This is a genomic window from Marinobacter sp. M3C, from assembly GCF_023311895.1.
Lineage (GTDB): Bacteria > Pseudomonadota > Gammaproteobacteria > Pseudomonadales > Oleiphilaceae > Marinobacter.
Genome location: NZ_CP092284.1, coordinates 2,672,395 through 2,691,832, shown reverse-complemented (window position 1 = coordinate 2,691,832; position 19,438 = coordinate 2,672,395). Strand labels below are relative to the sequence as shown.

Here is a 19,438-nt window from a genome sequence, read left to right as displayed (position 1 = left end):
CTAGACGGCCGAGTAACTGAGAGATAAGCAACATGGTTACATCCACGCAAGCCAACGGGCCTGGCGGAATCAAGTCCCATCAGTTGTTTTTGTTATTGAAGGACGCCATTGTCAGCGGGCTCGCGGTGCCCGGTAGTAAGATTCCGGGAGAGCTGAAGTTAGCCCAGGAGCACCAAGTATCACGGGTGACGGTGCGCCGTGCACTGGAAGCGCTTGCCAAGGAAGGAATGATCATCCGCAAGCCTGGCGTAGGCACGTTGGTATGTGAGCGGCCATTAGGTGCAACGGTCATGACAGCCAGCGTTTCTAATCTTCTTCCTAATATGGTGAAACTTGGTGAGAGTTCTCGCGTTCGATTGCTGGAATTCAACTATGGCCAACCGTCGAATGACGTTCGGGAACGTTTGCGGCTAGGACCTAGCGACCGCGTACAAAGATCCATTCGAGTTCGTCTTGCTGAAGACAAACCCTTCTCATATCTCACGACATACGTCCCGGAGCGCATAGCTCTGAGTTACAACGAAAATGAACTGACAACAACGCCTTTGTTTGCGCTGCTTGAGCGAAGTGGTGTGCACCTAGATCACGCTACACAAACTATCTCCGCAACCTTGGCGACAAAGAATGTAGCTGATGCGCTGGACGTCGCGGTAGGTTCCGCTCTGATCTCTCTTACACGTGTGGTGTACGACAAAGACGGCAAGGGAGTTGAACATTTGCATGCCCTTTATCGCCCAGACCGTTACCGCATTGAGATTGACCTGTGTCGCACTGGCAGTGAAGACGGGCGCTATTGGCAGCCACTTGCACCCGGTCAGGGTTAATAACAAGCCAATTCAAACAAGGTGATCTGGTTGCTATCAGTGGTTGACATCATCTAAACGAGTGGTATACCTTTATCTGTATAGTAAATAATACATTTAGTGACTATAATAAGCGACAGCTAGCCGGATTTTTTTGCTTGAAGGCGCCGGGCGGCGATCCACGGATCACAAAGAGAGTAGGGCAATGGCAGGTAAAACACTGTTTGATAAAATTTGGCAGGCCCACGAAATTTGCCAAAATGAAGAAGGCCAAAGCCTGCTCTGGGTTGACCTGCATCTAGCTCATGAAGGCTCTTTTCACGCCTTCAACAAGTTAGCCGAACGCGAGCAATTGGTACGGCATCCTGAATACACGATTTGTGTGGCAGACCATTACGTCCCCACCACTAGCCGCAGCTTGATTGCGATACAGCCTAAAGTTCGCAACGTTATTCAACAGTTGGTGGACAACTCCCGCCGCCATGGCCTAACGCTGATTGGTTTAGATGACCCGCGTCAGGGCATCGTTCATGTGGTCGGCCCAGAGCAGGGGATTACTCAGCCAGGTTTGTTGATGGTGTGTGGTGATAGCCACACCTCAACCCACGGGGCACTTGGTGCTTTTGCGTTCGGTATTGGCGCGTCTGAAGTTGCTCATGTATTAGCAACGCAGACATTGTGGCAAGACAAACCTAAACGGATGCGGATAACCATCAATGGCCAGCTTGCACCGGGCGTAACTGCCAAAGATATTGCCTTGGCCTGGATTTCGCGCCTGGGAGCGGATGGCGCACGAGGCTACGCCATTGAGTACGCTGGCTGCGTTGTTCGTAATCTAAGTGTAGAAGCGCGCTTAACCCTATGTAACTTGTCTATAGAGGGTGGTGGTCGGTGCGGCATGATAGCGCCAGACCAAAAGACAATCGAATACGTTAAAGGCCGCCCATACTCACCGAAAGGTGAAGCGTTAGAGCAAGCTGTTGCGTACTGGCAAACCCTTTACAGTGATGATGATGCGAAATTCGATTGCGAGGTTGTTCTCAGAGGTGAAGACATAGAGCCCACAGTCACATGGGGTGTGTCGCCCGAAGATGCTTTGCCGATTGGGGCTTTTGTGCCAGATCCAGCGAAAGCAGGTTCCCCAAGCAAGGCGCATCAAATTCAGGATAGCCTCGACTATATGGGGTTGTTACCTGGTCAAAAGTTAACTGAAATCTCTATTGATCGAGTTTTTATTGGGTCTTGCACCAATGCCCGTATTGAAGATCTCAGAGCAGCGGCGGCGATTTTGCGAGGCAAGGTCTGCAAGGTGCCTGGAATCGTTTCTCCCGGGTCAACATTGGTAAAAGCTCAAGCGGAAGCTGAGGGCCTAGACAAGGCGTTCATCGATGCAGGTCTGGAATGGCGAGAATCTGGCTGTTCGATGTGTGTAGGAATGAACGGCGACCTTATTGCCAGCGGAGAGCGCTGCGCGTCCACAACGAACCGCAATTTCAAGGGGCGTCAGGGGCCCGGTGCTCGAACACATTTGATGTCCCCCGCCATGGTTGCGGCAGCGGCGCTCACTGGGCACCTTACCGACATTCGCGACATTTTAGGGTAATCGGACATGAAATCATTCATTAAGTTGTCTTCGCTGGTTTGCCCGTTACCACTTGAAAATGTCGATACCGATCAGCTAATTCCAGCACGATTTATGAAAGAGTCTCGAGCGCATGGTTACGCCAACTTTTTGTTGCATGACATGCGGTTTGATGCCGGCGGAGAGCCACAAGATTCTATTCTGAATACTATTAATACTGGCAATGCCGGCTCGTCAGAAGTTCTGGTTGCTTTACGCAATTTTGGCGGTGGTTCATCCCGCGAAGCTGCGGTGTACGCATTGGTAGACTTTGGTTTCCGCTGCGTAATCGCTCCCAGTTTTGGTGACATCTTTGCATCTAATGCAGTGAACAATGGCCTGCTTCCGGCATTGGTATCTGAGCAGGACTGTGAACAGTTGCTGGCAGCGTTGGCTGGGAAGCTCAACCAGATCGATATTGATTTGGCAGCGCAAATTATCACATGTGAGGAATTAACGATCCCGTTCGATATCAATGCAACCTGGAAGTTAAAACTGCTCAACGGATGGGACGATATTGACCTAACACTGGCGGAAGCGCCAAAAATCGCAACTTTCAGGGAGAAGTACCGGAAGTCCTATCCCTGGTTGGGATAATTTAAATGCTGAAAAACCAATAGCCATTAACCTAAATAAAAAAATATAAGAGATCGCCATGAAAAAATTTAACCTTGCTATTACTGCTGGTATTTCAATGCTTTTTACAATGGGCGCTATGGCCAATGAACAGGAGCTAAAAGCAGTCCATGCCTTCCCTACTTCTTTGATCTACACCCAAAGCTTTTTAGAGTTTGTAGATGAGGTTAACGAACAAGGTGAAGGGGTAATTCGTATACGAGTTCTTGGTGGACCTGAAGTTATCGGGTTATCTCAGCAGCCTGATGCCGCTCGTAACGGTGTGGTTGATATGGCCTACACTGCAGCAAGTTTTTATGCGGGTCGTATTCCTGAGCGAGACGCTCTGATTTCCTCTAATACCAATGCCATCTATGCCCGTGAATCTGGTGGTATCGATCTTTTGAATGAAATTCACCAGAAAAAAATGGGCGTCTACTATTTAGGTTGGTTCGATAGCGGTGTGAAGTACAATCTTTATACGATTAACGAACCAAAGCTGGATGCCGACGACGGGCTGGACATGTCGGGCATGCGTTTGCGCAGTAACCCAGTATACGATGCCTTCTTTACAGATTATCTTGACGTTCAGCCTATCAGCTTACCGACTACCGAGGTTTATTCGGCTCTGGAGCGAAGCGTGGTTGACGCAACGGGTTGGACTCAAATTGGCATGAAGGATCTCAACTGGGATAAGTTTCTGAATTACCGGGTTGATCCGGCCTTTTACTCCACTGATATGGGTGTAATCGTAAATCAGAAGAGTTGGAATGGGCTGAGTGACGAAGCAAAAAATATCTTGCAGAAAGTGGCTATCGAGCACGAGCGCAAGAGTGCTGAGGCATTTTCTGACCTCTCCAATGAGCAGCAAGTGATCTTGGAAGATAACGGAATGAAACCGTTTGTCTTAAGTGACAAAGTAGCTGGCCAATATCTAAAAGCTGCTCAAGATGCTTCTTTGGCCCGGATGCGCGCTCGTATGGAGCAGCACCCTGACGGTTTGACTCATTACAAAGACCTCGTCGAGAAATTCAATAAGCCTGCTTCCGAATAGTAAACAGGAGCCCGGCTTTGGCCGGGCTTTACTCCCATCTTGATGACGAGTAGTTCTATGTCTTCATTCATTCGCTTCTATGACAGGTTAGTTAATGCCTTTGCATTTTTAGCTGGGCTAATGCTGATCTGGTTGATGGTTGCGGTGGTTTTGTCGGTGCTGATTCGAAACTTTGGCGCTCAACCTCCGGCCTGGCTGTTTACCTCGACTGAATATTCAATGTTTTATCTTACCTTGCTCGGGGCGCCTTGGCTGGTTCGGGAGAAAGGACATGTTTATATTGAAGTGGCCATAAGTAATTTACCTCCAAAAATTCTAGATGCGGTGTCCAGACTGGTTATGTTGATTTGCGCGGTCATTAGCTTTGTACTTGCCTGGAAAGGTTTGGAGTTGGTAATTTCTAACATTCAGGGCGGTGATTACGATGTTAGAACCTATTTCGTTCCAATGTGGATTCTTACTGTCGCTTATCCGATTAGCTTTGCGCTAATGGGAATCGAGTTTACTCGTTTTATTTTTTCCAAAAATGCTTTCCATAGCGTTCAAAGCGGGGAACTCTAATATGGCCTGGCACGAAGCGTTGTTGTTCCTTTTATCCGCCGTATTGATTCTGATGCTTATTGGAGCACCTGTTGCGTTTGCTTTTATTGGCGCGAATATTGTGGGTGCGTGGTATTTCATGGGCGGTGAAGTTGGGCTTACTCAGCTATTGAGTAATGGATTTGGCGCGCTGTCTAATTTCGGGTTGGTGCCGATCCCTCTGTTTCTTCTAATGGGAGAGTTGTTTTTCCGAACCGGGCTGGGCATGAGAATGTTCAATGCGATCGATCAGTTGATGGGACGGGTTCCGGGGCGTCTTTCTTACGTCACCGTGGTAGGCGGCACTGCTTTTTCGACCTTGAGCGGTTCATCTATGGGTTCGACAGCCTTGTTGGGTTCTCTGCTAGTTCCAGAAATGGAACGTCGCGGGTATAAGAAACATATGTCGATCGGGCCGATTTTGGGTACTGGCGGTTTGGCTATCATTATCCCACCGTCAGCAATTGCAGTGTTGTTGGCTACGCTTGCTAAGCTCGACATTGGCGATGTTTTGATCGCCGGCATTGTTCCAGGACTGCTTCTGGCCATCTTTTATATGGTGACAATCTGGATTAAGACAAAAATCGATCCTGATGCGGCACCGGCCTATGATGTCGAGCCCGTATCGCTGACACAAAAAATCAAACTTTTTGCCAGAGATATCATGCCGATGCTGAGCGTCATCGTAATGATCGTCATCATGATGTTAACCGGTTTTGCAACGCCCTCAGAGGCGGCTGCTTTTGGAGCTCTTGGTATTATTGTTTTGGCGGCCCTGTTCAAGGCTCTGACATTTGAATCGTTCAAGCTATCCGTGGTGGGTGCTTTGAGAGTTACGTTGATGGCTTATCTGATTGTTTTTGGCTCTGCTACGTTCAGCCAGCTTCTCGCATTTTCAGGCGCCTCCAGCGGTTTGATCCAATGGGCGATCAGCTTTGACTTATCGCCATTGCTTATGCTGACGGCTATGTTTCTAGTGCTTTTGGTACTGGGAACATTCATGGAAGCGATATCCATCATGATGATCACTGTGCCCTTTTTCTTTCCGTTGGCGCAGTCATTAGGCTTTGATTTGATATGGTTTTCTATTGTAACTCTTGTTGCTCTGGAAGTGGGTTTTTCAACACCACCCTTGGGCCTCAACCTGTTCGTTATGAAGGGTGTTGCGCCGCCAGGAACCACAATGAAAGAGATCTATATGGCGTCAATTCCTTACATTCTGTGTTCGATTTTGTTGGTGATAATAATGGTTATCTTCCCCGGAATGGTTACCTGGCTACCGTATTTGTCGTGAGATCAGATTGAGTCCGCCCCTGCTGCTGGGAGCGGACTCAAGCGTTACCGCTTTGATTATGAGTGCATGAAAAAGGTCGAGTCGGACCTATTTTATTGTTCGATTACCGGTTTTGGGAAAAACGATCCCTATGCCAATCAATAATGTTGCAAAGGTTTTGCTGATCCTCAGGTGCTCTCTGACTACCGTGTCAGGGACTGACCCTTGCAATTTTTGTCTGATTTAATCCCCCCTTTTTCAATACCGATAAAAAGCAGTAAATCCTTTTAAATGTATTGAAAAAAATACATCTAAGTGTATTATTGTATTAAGTTTAAAAACAAAAAATTAATACTCAGCAGGTCTGCTTACTAAGCAGTCCCAGCTTACGAATATTGATTCTTAAACTGATTTACTCAAGAAAAATAGTTCACACCAAACAAAAGACTTACTTGAGAGGGCTCTATGAGCAAAAATGCTGCAAAAAAAATCGCTATTTTATCTTTAGGTACTGCAACTCTGCTGGTGACATCTGGAGTTCAGGCGATAAACTTTAAAGTCGACCAGACCGATGTAAACGTCTATGGCTATGCTAAGCTGGACGTTATTTACGATGTTGACGCGGACCTTACTAATACAGTTAATCGTGGAAAAATCAGACTGGATGATACGCCCGGTGTTGATGGGCATACCACTATGCATGCCTTTCAAAGCCGCTTAGGACTCACAACAACGACTGCGTTTGGCGACGATGTGTTGAAAGCCAACGTTGAAGGCGACTTTTACGGTGACGGCGGCTTCGCTGACGGCGGCGGTGGGTTCCGGCTGCGTCACGCCTATGGTGTATGGAAAGGTGTTCTAGCGGGCCAGACTTGGAGTAACTTCGGGAACACGATTAGCCTATTCCCTACGGTCGACTTTAACGGCCCATTGGCCAAGGGCGGCGGGCGGCAAGCGCAAGTGCGTTATACCACTGGGAAATTCTCCTTCTCTGCAGAAGATCCCAAGCAAGGTGGATCGATAAATTCTGACTCCACTACCCAGTATCGACTGCCCGACATAACAGCTCGTTATCAAAATACTGACGGCCCGGTTCAATTTGCGGTCGCTGGCGTTGCCCGTTTCTTAGAATATGATGCTGAGGGCGCGACTGTTTCAAACCCAGCTTTTACTGACGACTCTGCCATGGGCTGGGGCGTAACGCTTGAAGCTAAAACGCAACTGACCGATGCGGTTACGCTGCGCGGCTCGATTACCCACGGTGATGGTATTGGTGGGTACTTGTATATCAGCCCGTCATCAGCTCCGGGGTACGTCGATTCTGCAGGTGATCTTGAAACGATCGAAGCAACGGGTGGTGGTGCAAGTGTTAGCGTAGCCGTAGGTCCTGGTGCAATTAACCTAGGCTACGGTGTGGCCATCGTAGATCTGGATGATGCGTATCGGAATGGCGACGTTGCTGCTACAGCAAACGAGCGTTTCAGCAGCACCTTTGTTAACTACATCTGGTCGCCAGTTGATCGAATCACTTACGGTCTTGAAGCGGGCTACCACACTCGTGAACAGGTTAATGGTAAGGATGGCAGTGCCGTTCGACTCCAGGCCATGTTGATGTACGGCTTTTAAGCGAGCATTCTGATTAGTGTAGTTCCTTTTGGGTTTTACTTTCTTGGCCCCGGTGTATAGCCGGGGTCTTTTTTTGTTTGTAAACAGTATTTTGTGCTAAAGATATGTGGGTATTTGAGGCGATCAGGCTTGCTCATGAGAAAATTAAGATGATTTCACTGATGACAAAACTTGAAATAATATGATTAAGCCGATCGGCTCAGACAGCTCACGTCAATTAACAATCAACTTGGTTACTATTTGTTTTAGTTTGGCCAGTACGTTCGTGGCTCAAACCATGCTTTTGATCGCCGTTCCCCTATCTGCTTTTGAGCTTGGCGCTAGCCCGTTTGTTATTGGGTTAATCCTCTCTGTGCCCTACTTACTGCCGTTGATATTGGCCATTCCTTTTAGTGGAATAATTACCCGCGTAGGAGGAAAAATAGTAATAATAACAGGTGGTTTCGGGATGATTCTGGGGCCGGCAGTTGTTCTTGCCCTACCCGGATTCTCTGGCTTAATCCTTGTGCAGGTTATTGTAAGCATTGCCCATATGGCCATGATTCTGGCTGGTCAGTCCATTGTTTCCAGTTTAGGCAAGGGCAAACAACTGGAAAAATACTTTGGCTGGTACACCACTTGTCTTTCAGCCGGGCAGCTTGTCGGCCCAATACTTGCTGGTTGGATAATTGACACCAGCGGCATACCAATGTCTTTTCTCGTCATAATTGTTGTTTCATTTTTTGCTACGTTGAGTGGTTTTTTCCTGACTGGAAGCGCTGCCATTGGTAATCGAGTGAAGCGCCCTTTATTTGAACTTCAGGCCCAGGTACATCTTTTAAAAGAAAATGTCGGGGTGAAAGTTTCTATAGCATTGACTGTTTCTGTGGTGTTCGCATTAAGCGCTTATGGAACATTCCTGCCAATTTATCTTAAAAGCCTGGCCGTGTCGGCGACCATGATCGGAACTCTGGTAAGTTTAAGGGCGCTCTTTTCAATGCTGGTGCGGCCATTTATGCCGTTGGTGATCAGGTGGGTTGGGGGGCGATCTATGGCCATAGTCTGCTCCCCTGTTTTAGTTGCTTTAGGTTTTATGCTGACGGGCACAACAGATAGTTTCTTGCTCCTTGCGCTGCTGGCCGTTCTGATCGGGTTTGGCTCCGGGGTATCACAGCCCCTGTCGATGGTTGTTTTAGTAGAGAGCGTAAACGAAAATCAGCGCTCTGGAGCTTTGGCGGTGCGCTTAATGGCGAATCGTGGCGTTCAGTTCCTGGCACCTTTGATTCTTGGCGCCCTGGCGGAAGTGATGCCCTTCAGTCTTGCATTTTTGTTCGGTGGCGTATTTATATTCATTTTCGTTGGGCTGATTGTGTATATGATGCGATCTTTTAGAGATGAGCATCTAGATGAATAAATTACGTTAACGATACTTATAGGTGTAGCGACCTGCATTGAATGACGCTCCGACCTGCATTCAGCGGCCTTTTTGACCAGAATTAACTGCGACCAGCGCACCCCTCAAACCAGAGATAACTGCGAATGAACCTGCATTCAATCGCGCCGACCTGCATTAGATTGACATGAACCAGCAATAACTGCGACTGACCGCGCTGTGCCGGGCCAGGGACGGCGCGAGCACGCACGGCCCTACATCGGACGCTATATCGGCAAGCCAGCAGCCAGCATGCGCTCGCGGATTTCCGCCGTGCGCTTCGGTTCAAGCTGATTGCTGAACAGCGATCGGATCTCGGATGCTTTGGCGTCGAACTGCTCGACCATATCCTTGAGCCGATAGCCGTGGCGCGCCAGCGTCGGCTCCAGATCGTCGAGTTGGCGCGACATGACCGTTTCCACCAATTCCGCCGTGACCGGTTTCTCGCCGGTCTGGTAGCCCGCTTCCAGCGCCAATGTCAGATGCAGCTGGACCTGCAGCGGCGTGCGCAGCTTGGTGGCCAGTATGTCGATCGCATCGGCTGTCAGGATCGCCTCCGGCTCGGCCTTGTTGTCGGTGCTGGCGCCAAGCAGCCAATGGATGTAGTCGCGTTGACTGCCGGCGATGCCATCGAGCGTGAAGATGTCGGTGCGGTAGCCGATTTCTTCCATCGTCGGCCGGCGCAGGTCGTTGCGCAATTTGGGATGGCCGGCCAGGATCACCGACAGCCGGCCGCCGACATCTTCCGCCAGTTCCATCAAGCGTTTCAAGCCGATCAGCGTGTGTCCGTTCAGGTCGTGCGCTTCGTCGATGAACAGTGCCACCGGGCGCTTGCCCTTTTTCAGCAGCTCTTGCAACTCCCGGTCACGCCGCTCATTTTGCTTGGGAATCTGAATCAGCTTGTCCTGTGCCAAGTCGTAGTAGAGCGCCGTAATCAGGGTGGCGAGCTTGATGCTGTGCTTTTCCACCGAAATCGATTTGGCGACGGTCACCCGGTTTTCCTCCTTCAGGATCTGCTGCAGGCGGCGCAAGGTGACCGTCTTGCCGCTGCCCACGACGCCGCAGACCGCGATCAGCCGCCCTTGCATGATGGCGCCCCTGATGTCCTTGATGAGCTGCTGGTGATGCTCGGTTTCATGGTAGCCGGCCTGGCTGAGCGCTTGCGTCAGTCCGTAATACTGCATTACTTCAACTCGCGTGGTCTTCTCCGGATTTTTTACTGCGAAAATAATCGCGTACGCGCGCCAGCACGATGCTGCGGTTCAGCGTCTCGCCCAGCACCTGGTCGATGAAAGCCCGATCGGCTGGCGCGAGCCTGGCCAGCGGCTGCGCCAAGTCGTTGGCGATCGCCAGCTTGGCGGCGATGCTGCTGGCGAAATGGTATTCGTGCACTTCCGCATCGAAGGGGGTGTATGGGAAGTTCGATGGGCAGATTCAACGGCGCCAGCCGCAGATCCTCCCCTGCCAGCGCCGCGATCGGCAGCTTGAGCTGGTCCGCCAGTGAGCGGATGCGGTCGGCCCGCTCGCCGGCGGCGCCGCGCTTGAACGCCCGGTAGCGGCCCAACGGAATCGGGTCGGACACCGGATGGTAAGGGCCGCTCCGGGCACCCTCATATTCGACGTATAGCTCGCTGTCGAACAGCCCCCACAACAACAGCACCGTTTCGCCGGCCATGTCCGGCTCCACCTCATAGGCGGTGCCATCCACCGAGACGCGCGCATCGATGCCAACTTTGCGCCGCTCCGGTTCGCGGGCGAAGCGGCAGTATTGCTCCCAGGCGCACATGGCCCGGATACCGTCGGGCGGGAAATTGGCGATCCAGTCCTCGATGCGCGAGTGCGGTTCGGTGCGGTGGTCTTGCCTGTTGTTCTGTTTCCGGCTGGTGGAAGTGATACAGCGTTTCGTGGGCATCCTTGACGGTGCGGAAGGGACGCTCGACCTTGCCCTTCGAGCGGGCCGTCACGCGCTCGCCATCCTTGCCTGCGGGAATGTGGGTCAGCCAGTCGATGCCCAGGGCCTGCATCACGTTCTGGAATACGCGACTCTTGGCCACCGGCCCATTGTCGAGATAGATCATCTTGGGCCGGCCCTGAAATGGAAATTCGGCCTCGTCCTTCGCCGCCATCGCATTGAACAGAAAGCGCAGCGCCGATTCCGCGTCTTCGCCGTAAACGCAGCGGTATTCGAGAAAGCACACGCCGCTTCGGTCATCGACCACGCTTTACAGCATCAGGGTCGGTTCGCCTTTGCCCGGGTCGACCCAGGACGGCGCTTCGATGTGTTTCAGGTCGGACGGCGACATGTCGAATTGCCAGCAATCGTTGCTGTGCTCCGCCTGAAAGCGCACGGCGGGCGGCTGCCGGCGCAGGCGCGCCTGATCCAGGTGCCAGCGCGTGAGGTATTCGTTCACCGTGCTGCGCGTCAGCACACCTTGCGGCGTGCGCACCAGGCCATGCCCGGTCTCGACGCCATACTCTTCCAGCAGCTCGATGGCGCGCTTGGTGGACAGGTGCCGCCCTGCCTTGTTGGTGGTCCTGAGTTTGAGGGCGGCGACCAGCTCGCAGTAGCGCTCCAGCTCCGATTTCGGCATCAGGCGTGGCGTGCCGTGATCGCCACGATGCGCCGCGCGCGGCTTGAGGAAGTCCTTCAGCGCCCGATACACGGTGCTGGCGGAGACGCCGTACAGTTCGGCGCTCGCCTGCACCTGTGCCGTTCGCTCCCGGCTTTTGCGGGGCAAGCGGTCCAGCCGCTGCCGCAGATGCAGCAGCGAATCGGACGGGATCAGCTTACGCCGCCCGACGACATCGCTGTCCGCCTTGGCCAGGTAGTTGTACAGCGTCGATTTGGAAATGCCAATCATTTGGCAGATTTCCCTGATCGTGTGTTTGTCTTCATGGTGGAGCCGCAAGGCCAATTAATCACGGAATTTCAGTGTAGCTGGACTTTGAATAATGGAAAGGGATGATGGAGTGCCGGAATGCGGGGAACAGCGTCTTTTGGCGGTTTGCTTGATGTAGTGCAATAAACCTCCGTTTGTTGCACTACACTTGGCATATTGGCGACCGGCAGCAACCGGCCAAAAACCGACGGGCCGAGCGATGAATAACTCCGAATTGCATCGCAACCTTGATCATGCCACTATCCGTTACATTCGACGCAACCACTCAGAAGATGCACTGCGTCTTGACGGCCAGCCGGTCTAAGGCATGCGCAGGATCTTAATCACGCGACGTACTGTAGCGGATCTAACCTGCCCACGCCTTTGTTAAGCTACATTCCCGCTATTCTTTATGTACGCATTTCACCTTTGCCATCCGCAGTGACTCGTTAACAATTGATTGGAAATTTATGAAAATGCAGGACCTCAACGGAAAAATTGCCGTCATCACCGGCGCATCGAGCGGCATAGGGCAGGCAGCCGCTCGTTTGCTGGCGGAAGAGGGAGTCCACGTGGTGCTTGCAGCGCGGCGACTTGACCTACTTGATGCGCTGGCGGAGGAGCTTGGTGCGTCGGCAACCATCGTGCAGACCGATGTTACCGACGGCAGCCAGGTGCAGGCGCTGTTCGACCTGGTGCGGGAACGCTTTGGCGGACTGGATCTACTGTTCAACAATGCCGGCCTGGGCATCAGCGCACCTTTCGCAGACAGCACGCGGGACCAATGGAAGACAATGGTCGATGTGAACCTGTACGGGGTGTTCAACTGCACGCATGCGGCCATTGCGCTCATGCGCGGACGCCCAGGCGCGATGATCTCGTCTGTCTCCAGTGTGGGCGGGCGGTATGGCGTTGAGAACTGGTCCGTTTACAGTGCCACCAAATATGCTGTCGTAGGCTTTCATGACGCCTTGCGTAAGGAACTGGGACCAGACGGAATTCGCGTATCGGTGATCGAACCTGGAGCCGTCTGGACCGAGTTTGGCCATAACGTCAGTGTCGCGCTGAATGAGCGGCGTGAGAAACTCAATGCCCTGAGCGCTCAGGACGTTGCTCAAGCACTCGTCTATGCGTTCGCGCAGCCGGCCAACGTACTTATAGAAGAAATCTTGATGCGGCCAGTCCTTCAACTCGCCCCTTAACGCATTAATTGCGCGTTTCTTTCTCCGCGGCCCTTGCTGCTAGCAATGGCTGCTATGGGTCGATTGCTGTCACCCAGGATTGTTGGTCGTTTTCAGTCGCAGTTAATTCTGGTTGGCCTCGATGGAATGCAGGTTCATTCGCAGTTATCTCTGGTTTGAGGGGTGCGCTGGTCGCAGTTAATTCTGGTCGAAAAAGCCGCTGAATGCAGGTCGGAGCGTTATTCAATGCAGGTCGCTACATATAAGGCTGGTTTTAAGCCAAAAAGACAGGCCGTTCGTGCGTTGGCTTTGGTATTTCAGCCGATGGTAAGCTGGGCGTTTCCGGGGCGCTCAAGAAAGCGATAGCCCACACCAGGCTCGGTCTGTATGTAGCGTTGTTCTGTCGGGTCGTCTCCCAGTTTTTGCCTCAGCCTTCCAACCAGAACTCGCAGATAATGTGTATCTTTGGTGTGAGTTGGCCCCCAGATATCTTTTAAGAGTTGGGATTGGGTGACAATTTTACCGGACGCCAGCATCAAAATCTTCAGCACCGCGAATTCTTTTGGTGTCAGCCTGACAGGCTCTCCACTGACCATAATTTTTCGCTTAGAAAGGTCAATGGCCAGGATGCCATCTTCATAAATGACGGATGCTTCTGTTGGGGCCCCGCCGGTGCGCTGGTAAGTTCGTAACTGCGTTCTAACTCGAGCGAGTAGTTCGTCTATACCGAATGGTTTTGTTATGTAGTCATTGGCGCCAAGGTCAAGCGCTTTTACTTTTTCTGACTCCCGATTTCTGACGGATAGAACGATGACCGGCACAGACGACCACTCCCGTACGGCAGCAAGTACATCAGAACCATCCATATCGGGCAGCCCCAAGTCTAAAATTACTAAATCTGGCAGATGTCTGGCGCATAGTTCAACACCCGTTTCCCCATTTTCAGCTTCCAGCACGTCACACCCTTCAACCTTAAGACTGATACGCAAAAAATGTCGGATTTGCGGCTCATCGTCGATAATCAACACGCACGGCTTTTCCCGGTTTTGCGTCAGAGTGTTCATTCACTAGATTCCCTATGAGTTTCTGGTTCCTGTAGCTCGGTTAAATCCGGTGGTTCTATAAGGGGAAGCGTGATTTCAATGGTGGCGCCTTTGTTATTCGGCCCGGCAAGTGCCTGGATTCGTCCGCCATGGGCGCCGACCATACCGTGGCATATGGCGAGCCCCAGGCCACTGCCATGGGGGCTACGGTCACCTTCGCCACCTGTGAAGAACATGTCGAAAACCTGACTTCTCTGATCTTCGGGAATGCCCGGCCCTTCATCGGATATGGCGACAACGAGTTCATTGGCTTGTTGATGGGCGCTGATGGTGAGGGTGGATCCATCGGGCGCGAATTTAGCTGCATTTTCAAGAACATTGACCAGCGCTTGTTCAATCAGCGCCGGATGAACGAACAGCAGAGGGAGATTGTCCGCGATTCTACGTTCTACCTTAACCCGAGCCATCAAGTTTCTGGTGCGCCTTAACGCAGACGCTAGAATATCGGTGAACGCAATCCAATCCCGCTCGATCTTTAATGTGCCATGACCTAATTTCGTCATATCCAGCAGGTTGCGGATATAACGGTCCAGACGCTCACCTTCACCAAGAACAGAATCCAGCAGGCTTTCCCGGTCTTCATCTGAAAGACGGTTTAGCATGGATTTCAACGTACTTGCTGAGCCTATCATTGACGCCAGGGGCGTACGGAGGTCGTGCGAAATGGACGCAAGCAGAGCCGAGCGAAGCCTTTCGGTCTCTTCTGCCATCCGCGACGCTGATAGATTGGCCGCCAGCTGGGTGCGAAGCCACGCCTGGCCTAACTGATGTACATAGGTACCGATTGCAAGCTCTCGATAGCGGTCCGCAGCCATATCATCCACTTGCAGTCCCAGCACGGCGTAAACCTCATTTTCTACCGAGATCGGCTCGAATCGCCAGGGAAGGCTGTTTAACGTATCTGAAAACGCGCCACTGGGCTTGCCATTTTTTTGTGCCCAGTCAATTGCGGAACAAGCGGCTTCTTTAAATGGGGACGGGGATCCAGCACTGGCAAGTATCTCGATGCTGCCACTCTCGGGGCAACGTTGAGCAATAACCAGAGGTATTTTGACTTGCCCATACAGTACGTCGACGGCTTCTTTACGAACGGACGTAATATCCGGAGCGGAAGCCAGGCGCCGGGTAAATTTGAGAAGCGCGTCGGTAAGATCGTTCGAGGAGCGTAGCATTCGAATTTGATTTCTGAGTTTTCCCGCGAGATTGCCGCCAATGATTGCAATAATGAGGAAAAAAATGACGGTCAGAAGTTCGTCTTTGTCGGTGATGCCGAAGGTCAGTCTTGGCTCAGTGAAGATAAAATTGTACGTTAAAAAACTGAGTAGGGCGCTGAACAGTGCAGGCCTTATACCCGTTTTTGCAGCGACTAAAAGCACCCACGTCAGGAAAATCAGCGACAGATTTCCAAACGGAAGTATGTGTTGAAGCCCCAACGCCATTGCCGTTGCGACGCCCACACTCGCTACGGCCCAGGCATAGTCTGAACGTCTGCCGCCATGAACCTGCGCCTCGGCGGTATGCCTTTGTTGCTTTTTTGGCACCGGAATAAAGGTGATTTCGAAAGCTTCAGCTTGGGTTAACAGGCGACGACTGGTGGATTTTTTGAAGTGCCACCAGCGATTGTGAGAGCGGCCAAGAATTAATGTGGTGGTGTTCTGCTCCCGTGCAAACGCCAGAATTTCTTCAGCCACGTCGTAACCGCGAAGCGTTTTCACTTCTGCGCCCAGCCTGGCAGCCAGATCAAATATCTTTTCTACCCGCTGACGCTCAGATGCGTTCGAGCGACCGTTGTCAACGGTAACGACGGTCCAGGGCGCTTTACGGCGATCGGAAAGTCTTCGTCCTGCCCGAACCAAAGCTTCACCTTGTCCCGAGCCATCAACCGCAACCAGCATGCGCGATCGAACAGACCACGGCCCCTGAATGCCCTGGGATTGCATGTTTTCACGGACGTCTGCATCCAGTCGCTCTGCAATTGCCTGCACGGCGAGTTCTCGCAGCGCGGACAAATTAGAGGGGGAGAAATAGCCGTCCAGAGCCGCACGCGCCTGTTCAGGTACGTAAATCTTGCCTTGCCTGAGGCGTTCGAGCAGTTCAGATGGCGCCAGGTCCACCAACACGATGTTTTTGGCTCGCTCAAGAATGGAGTCCGGAATGGTTTCTCGCATTCGGACACCGGTAATATTGGCGACCACATCTGACAGGCTTTCAAGATGCTGTATGTTTATTGCCGTCCAGACGGTTATGCCCTGGTTCAGCAGCTCATCGATGTCTTGATAACGACGGCTATGGCGGGTACCGGGGATGTTTCGGTGGGCCAGCTCATCGACCAACATGACTTGCGGATGACGCTGAAGAGCCGCGTCCAGATCAAATTCGCGGAAGCGCTTGCCGGCGTATTCGATTTCTTTCGACGGCAGTTGCTCAAGGCCTTCGCATAACGCCATCGTTTCCGCGCGCCCATGGGTTTCTGCAATGCCAATAACAACGTCAACGCCCTGCCTTTTGAGCTCATGAGCCGCTTGGAGCATCTGGTAGGTTTTGCCAACCCCAGGCGCTGCGCCAAGAAATATTTTCAGCCCGCCCGCCTGTTCGCGCTTCTGGGTTCTGAGCAGCGCGTCTGGATTTGGGCGGTTCTGGTCGCCTTGGTTCAATCTAAAGACTCCTTACCATCCAGTGCCAGGTTTATCCGCAGCACATTAACCCGAGGCTGGCCGAATGTGCCGAGCGTGGGGCCTTCTGTATAACGCGCGATGAGCTCGTTGACCTGATCGACCGCCACATCTCTGGTTGCGGCAATACGCCTGGCCTGCAACCTGGCAGCTTCCGGTGATATATGAGGATCAATGCCAGAGCCCGAAGCCGCCAGCAGATCCACCGGAATGTCGATGGGGATTACTTGTTCGCGCGCGGCAATGTCTTCTGACGCCAACTTTACCCTGGCTCGCAGATCCGAGTTGCTTGGAGCGTAATTAGAGCCGGCGACAGAAAACGGATCGTAGTCGGCTGCAGATGGCCGACCATGGAAGTATTTCGCGGCTTTAAAGGGTTGTCCAACCAATTCGGACCCCACCACAGTACCGTCAATTATAATCAGGCTTCCGGTCGCTTGATACGGAAACAATAACCCGCCGACGGTAGTGACCAACAGTGGGTACAGGCCCCCGCAAAGCACAATGAACACAACCGCAGCCCGTATGGCCGCGAGCCAGGAAGTGTAGCCGGCCGTATCAACTGAGTTTGGTTTCATCATTTTTTTCTCCTTATAATACAACGGTCAGCATAAGATCCAGGGCTTTGATAGCAGGGAAGGGCAGCAATAGCCCCCCAAGGCCGAAAATCAGCAAATTGCGACGAAGAAGCTGAGATGCACTGGCCGGCTTGTAGCTCACGCCTTTCAGAGCGAAAGGAATTAACGCCGGAATGATTAACGCGTTAAAAATAGTGGCCGAAAGCACGGCACTCATCGGGCTCGACAGATTAAGTATATTCAGCACGCCCAGAGCGGGTAGGCTGCCGACGAACAGAGCAGGAAGAATGGCGAAATACTTGGCCACGTCATTGGCTAATGAAAAGGTAGTGAGCGCCCCACGAGTAATCAGCAGCTGTTTGCCAATTTCCACCACTTCCAGCAATTTGCCCGGATCAGAGTCCAGATCGACCATGTTCCCCGCTTCACGTGCTGCTTGCGTACCGGAGTTCATAGCAAGGCCCAGATCTGCTTGGGCCAACGCGGGCGCGTCGTTCGTGCCGTCGCCCACCATCGCCACTAATCGCCCCTCGGCCTGTTCTTTGCGGATAATGTCCAACTTTTGCTCGGGAGTTGCTTCTGCAACAAAGTCGTCAACGCCCGCTTCTGCCGCAATAGCGGCCGCGGTAATCGGGTTGTCACCGGTAATCATGACGGTTTTCACGCCCATTTCACGGAGCTTGCCGAAACGCTCCTTCATGCCGGGCTTGATAACGTCTGACAGCGAGATAACCCCAAGAATCCGATTACCCTCGGCGACAACTAAAGGCGTGGCGCCATTTTTTGCCACCCGTTCTACCAGGCGGTCAGTTTCGAGTGGGTAGTGGCCACCTTTTTCGGTCACCAGTGTGCGTATCGCGTTTGTCGCGCCCTTCCGCAGCTTACGGCCATCGGGTAAATCGACACCCGACATCCGGGTATGAGCAGAGAATTCAATAAACTCTGCGCCTTCTTCAGTTTGGGCACTGGAGCCATTATCCCGAGCCAGCTTGACGATGGATTTCCCCTCGGGAGTGGGGTCAGCCAGCGATGTCAGTAATGCAGCATCCCTTAACGCAGCGGGTGACACGCCCTGCAACGGTTCAAACGCCGTGGCGCGCCTATCACCCAGAGTGATAGTGCCGGTTTTATCCAGCAGCAAGGTGTCAATGGAACCCGCCACTTCAACCGCTTTGCCAGACTTGGCAATCACATTGGCTCGCAAGGCCCGATCCATGCCGGCGATGCCGATGGCCGGAAGCAGTCCTCCAATGGTGGTGGGGATCAAACACACCAGCAGCGCTACCAACACCGAATACGAAGGGTAAATATCAACAAATCCAGAGAGGGGAACCAGGGTAACCACCACGATCAGGAATATCAGGGTCATGGCAGCCAGCAGCACAGAAAGCGCCAGTTCGCTGGGCGTTTTCTGGCGTTGCGCGCCTTCTACGAGCGCAATCATCCGGTCAAGCAGGGAATTTCCAGGGTCGGCGGTCACTTCTATCACAATCTCGTCTGATAGCACTTTGGTTCCCGCGCTGACACCGCTGTTATCGGTGCCCGCCTCGCGAAGCACGGGGGCAGACTCACCGGTTACGGCTGATTCGTTGATCGTCGCAGCGCCTTTGACAATCTCACCGTCGGCTGGAATCAGTTCATTAGCCTTCACAACCACCCGGTCACCTCTGCGCAAATCCGTCGCGGGTACCAGCTGAGTCTGATTGCCAATCATTTTCAGAGCTTTGAGGTCTGTTCGGGTCGCCCGCAAAGCACCTGCTTGGGCTTTACCTCGGGCTTCGGCTACAGATTCTGCCCCATTGGCAAATAACACCGTGAAAAGCAGAATGGCACAGATTATAAAATCGAGCGCAGCGGGCTGGCCCTGCATTAGGTGAGTTACGCCTAGCAATCCGGTTATCAGCGTGCCAATACCGACGACGAACATAACGGGGTTGCCAGCGAGGTGCTGGGGCGACAAATTTTTGAAGGACTGACTGATAACGCGGCTGGCTTTGACCGAATCCGTTATTTCTTGAGTGTCGTTAGGCATCATGCTTCTCC

The 19,438-nt window shown here is 52.4% G+C and carries 14 protein-coding genes and 1 pseudogene; 9 read left to right on the top strand and 6 right to left on the bottom strand.

Translation table 11 applies throughout. The features are described 5' to 3' along the window. The first annotated feature begins 32 nt into the window (after positions 1 to 32). From MIH18_RS12680 to MIH18_RS12645, 8 genes are all read left to right on the top strand, one after another. Positions 33 to 824, top strand: coding sequence for a GntR family transcriptional regulator (locus MIH18_RS12680; protein ID WP_249006850.1), 792 nt, complete (start codon positions 33 to 35; stop codon positions 822 to 824). A gap of 184 nt (positions 825 to 1,008) precedes the next feature. After that, positions 1,009 to 2,406 carry a 3-isopropylmalate dehydratase large subunit gene (leuC, locus tag MIH18_RS12675; RefSeq protein WP_249006849.1) on the top strand — a complete coding sequence of 466 codons (1,398 nt, stop codon included), beginning with the start codon at positions 1,009 to 1,011 and terminating at the stop codon, positions 2,404 to 2,406. A gap of 6 nt (positions 2,407 to 2,412) precedes the next feature. Beyond that, the gene (leuD, locus tag MIH18_RS12670) at positions 2,413 to 3,021 is read left to right on the top strand and encodes a 3-isopropylmalate dehydratase small subunit (RefSeq protein WP_249006848.1); all 609 of its coding nucleotides are present in this window, start codon (positions 2,413 to 2,415) and stop codon (positions 3,019 to 3,021) included. A gap of 58 nt (positions 3,022 to 3,079) precedes the next feature. Further along, positions 3,080 to 4,093, top strand: coding sequence for a TRAP transporter substrate-binding protein DctP (gene dctP / locus MIH18_RS12665; protein ID WP_249006847.1), 1,014 nt, complete (start codon positions 3,080 to 3,082; stop codon positions 4,091 to 4,093). 57 nt (positions 4,094 to 4,150) lie between these two features. Further along, entirely contained in the window at positions 4,151 to 4,654 is a 504-nt protein-coding gene (locus MIH18_RS12660) for a TRAP transporter small permease subunit (RefSeq protein ID WP_249006846.1), read from the top strand. Position 4,655: 1 nt separating this feature from the next. Continuing rightward, positions 4,656 to 5,966 (top strand): TRAP transporter large permease subunit, encoded by a 1,311-nt coding sequence (locus MIH18_RS12655; protein ID WP_249006845.1) that lies wholly within the window; start codon positions 4,656 to 4,658, stop codon positions 5,964 to 5,966. Positions 5,967 to 6,410: 444 nt separating this feature from the next. Beyond that, positions 6,411 to 7,571 carry a DcaP family trimeric outer membrane transporter gene (locus MIH18_RS12650; RefSeq protein ID WP_249006844.1) on the top strand — a complete coding sequence of 387 codons (1,161 nt, stop codon included), beginning with the start codon at positions 6,411 to 6,413 and terminating at the stop codon, positions 7,569 to 7,571. Between the two features lie 181 nt (positions 7,572 to 7,752). Continuing rightward, the gene (locus MIH18_RS12645) at positions 7,753 to 8,964 is read left to right on the top strand and encodes an MFS transporter (protein ID WP_249006843.1); all 1,212 of its coding nucleotides are present in this window, start codon (positions 7,753 to 7,755) and stop codon (positions 8,962 to 8,964) included. A 245-nt stretch (positions 8,965 to 9,209) separates the two neighbouring features. Here the strand turns inward: MIH18_RS12645 and MIH18_RS12640 are convergent, their stop codons facing one another. Further along, positions 9,210 to 10,166 (bottom strand): AAA family ATPase, encoded by a 957-nt coding sequence (locus MIH18_RS12640; RefSeq protein WP_249006842.1) that lies wholly within the window; start codon positions 10,164 to 10,166, stop codon positions 9,210 to 9,212. Between the two features lie 4 nt (positions 10,167 to 10,170). Beyond that, positions 10,171 to 11,765: pseudogene (locus tag MIH18_RS12635) on the bottom strand (IS481 family transposase). A gap of 566 nt (positions 11,766 to 12,331) precedes the next feature. Here MIH18_RS12635 and MIH18_RS12630 point away from each other — a divergent pair. Then, positions 12,332 to 13,063, top strand: coding sequence for an SDR family oxidoreductase (locus tag MIH18_RS12630; protein ID WP_249006841.1), 732 nt, complete (start codon positions 12,332 to 12,334; stop codon positions 13,061 to 13,063). Positions 13,064 to 13,359: 296 nt separating this feature from the next. Here MIH18_RS12630 and MIH18_RS12625 read toward each other — a convergent pair whose 3' ends face one another. Genes MIH18_RS12625 through kdpB form a run of 4 tightly spaced genes read right to left on the bottom strand, consistent with a single transcriptional unit; the run spans position 13,360 to position 19,427 of the window. Further along, on the bottom strand, positions 13,360 to 14,106 hold the full coding sequence (locus MIH18_RS12625; protein ID WP_249006840.1) for a response regulator: 747 nt from the start codon (positions 14,104 to 14,106) through the stop codon (positions 13,360 to 13,362). Further along, positions 14,103 to 16,799, bottom strand: a complete 2,697-nt coding sequence (locus MIH18_RS12620; protein WP_249006839.1) for a sensor histidine kinase KdpD — start codon at positions 16,797 to 16,799, stop codon at positions 14,103 to 14,105. The genes MIH18_RS12625 and MIH18_RS12620 overlap by 4 nt, the downstream gene beginning before the upstream one ends. Further along, positions 16,796 to 17,398: a potassium-transporting ATPase subunit KdpC gene (gene kdpC / locus MIH18_RS12615; protein ID WP_249006838.1), complete on the bottom strand. Its 603-nt coding sequence runs from the start codon at positions 17,396 to 17,398 to the stop codon at positions 16,796 to 16,798. Before kdpC ends, MIH18_RS12620 begins: the two co-directional genes overlap by 4 nt. Positions 17,399 to 17,408: 10 nt before the next feature. Further along, positions 17,409 to 19,427, bottom strand: coding sequence for a potassium-transporting ATPase subunit KdpB (gene kdpB, locus MIH18_RS12610; protein WP_249009067.1), 2,019 nt, complete (start codon positions 19,425 to 19,427; stop codon positions 17,409 to 17,411). Between the last annotated feature and the right edge of the window lie 11 nt (positions 19,428 to 19,438).

Coding starts and splice junctions, on each gene's coding strand:
- MIH18_RS12645 (WP_249006843.1), top strand. CDS start 7,753: ATGATTAAGCCGATCGGCTCAGACAGCTCACGTCAATTAACAATCAAC.
- MIH18_RS12655 (WP_249006845.1), top strand. CDS start 4,656: ATGGCCTGGCACGAAGCGTTGTTGTTCCTTTTATCCGCCGTATTGATT.
- leuD (WP_249006848.1), top strand. CDS start 2,413: ATGAAATCATTCATTAAGTTGTCTTCGCTGGTTTGCCCGTTACCACTT.
- MIH18_RS12630 (WP_249006841.1), top strand. CDS start 12,332: ATGAAAATGCAGGACCTCAACGGAAAAATTGCCGTCATCACCGGCGCA.
- leuC (WP_249006849.1), top strand. CDS start 1,009: ATGGCAGGTAAAACACTGTTTGATAAAATTTGGCAGGCCCACGAAATT.
- kdpB (WP_249009067.1), bottom strand. CDS start 19,427: ATGCCTAACGACACTCAAGAAATAACGGATTCGGTCAAAGCCAGCCGC.
- MIH18_RS12660 (WP_249006846.1), top strand. CDS start 4,151: ATGTCTTCATTCATTCGCTTCTATGACAGGTTAGTTAATGCCTTTGCA.
- MIH18_RS12680 (WP_249006850.1), top strand. CDS start 33: ATGGTTACATCCACGCAAGCCAACGGGCCTGGCGGAATCAAGTCCCAT.
- MIH18_RS12640 (WP_249006842.1), bottom strand. CDS start 10,166: ATGCAGTATTACGGACTGACGCAAGCGCTCAGCCAGGCCGGCTACCAT.
- kdpC (WP_249006838.1), bottom strand. CDS start 17,398: ATGATGAAACCAAACTCAGTTGATACGGCCGGCTACACTTCCTGGCTC.
- MIH18_RS12650 (WP_249006844.1), top strand. CDS start 6,411: ATGAGCAAAAATGCTGCAAAAAAAATCGCTATTTTATCTTTAGGTACT.
- dctP (WP_249006847.1), top strand. CDS start 3,080: ATGAAAAAATTTAACCTTGCTATTACTGCTGGTATTTCAATGCTTTTT.
- MIH18_RS12625 (WP_249006840.1), bottom strand. CDS start 14,106: ATGAACACTCTGACGCAAAACCGGGAAAAGCCGTGCGTGTTGATTATC.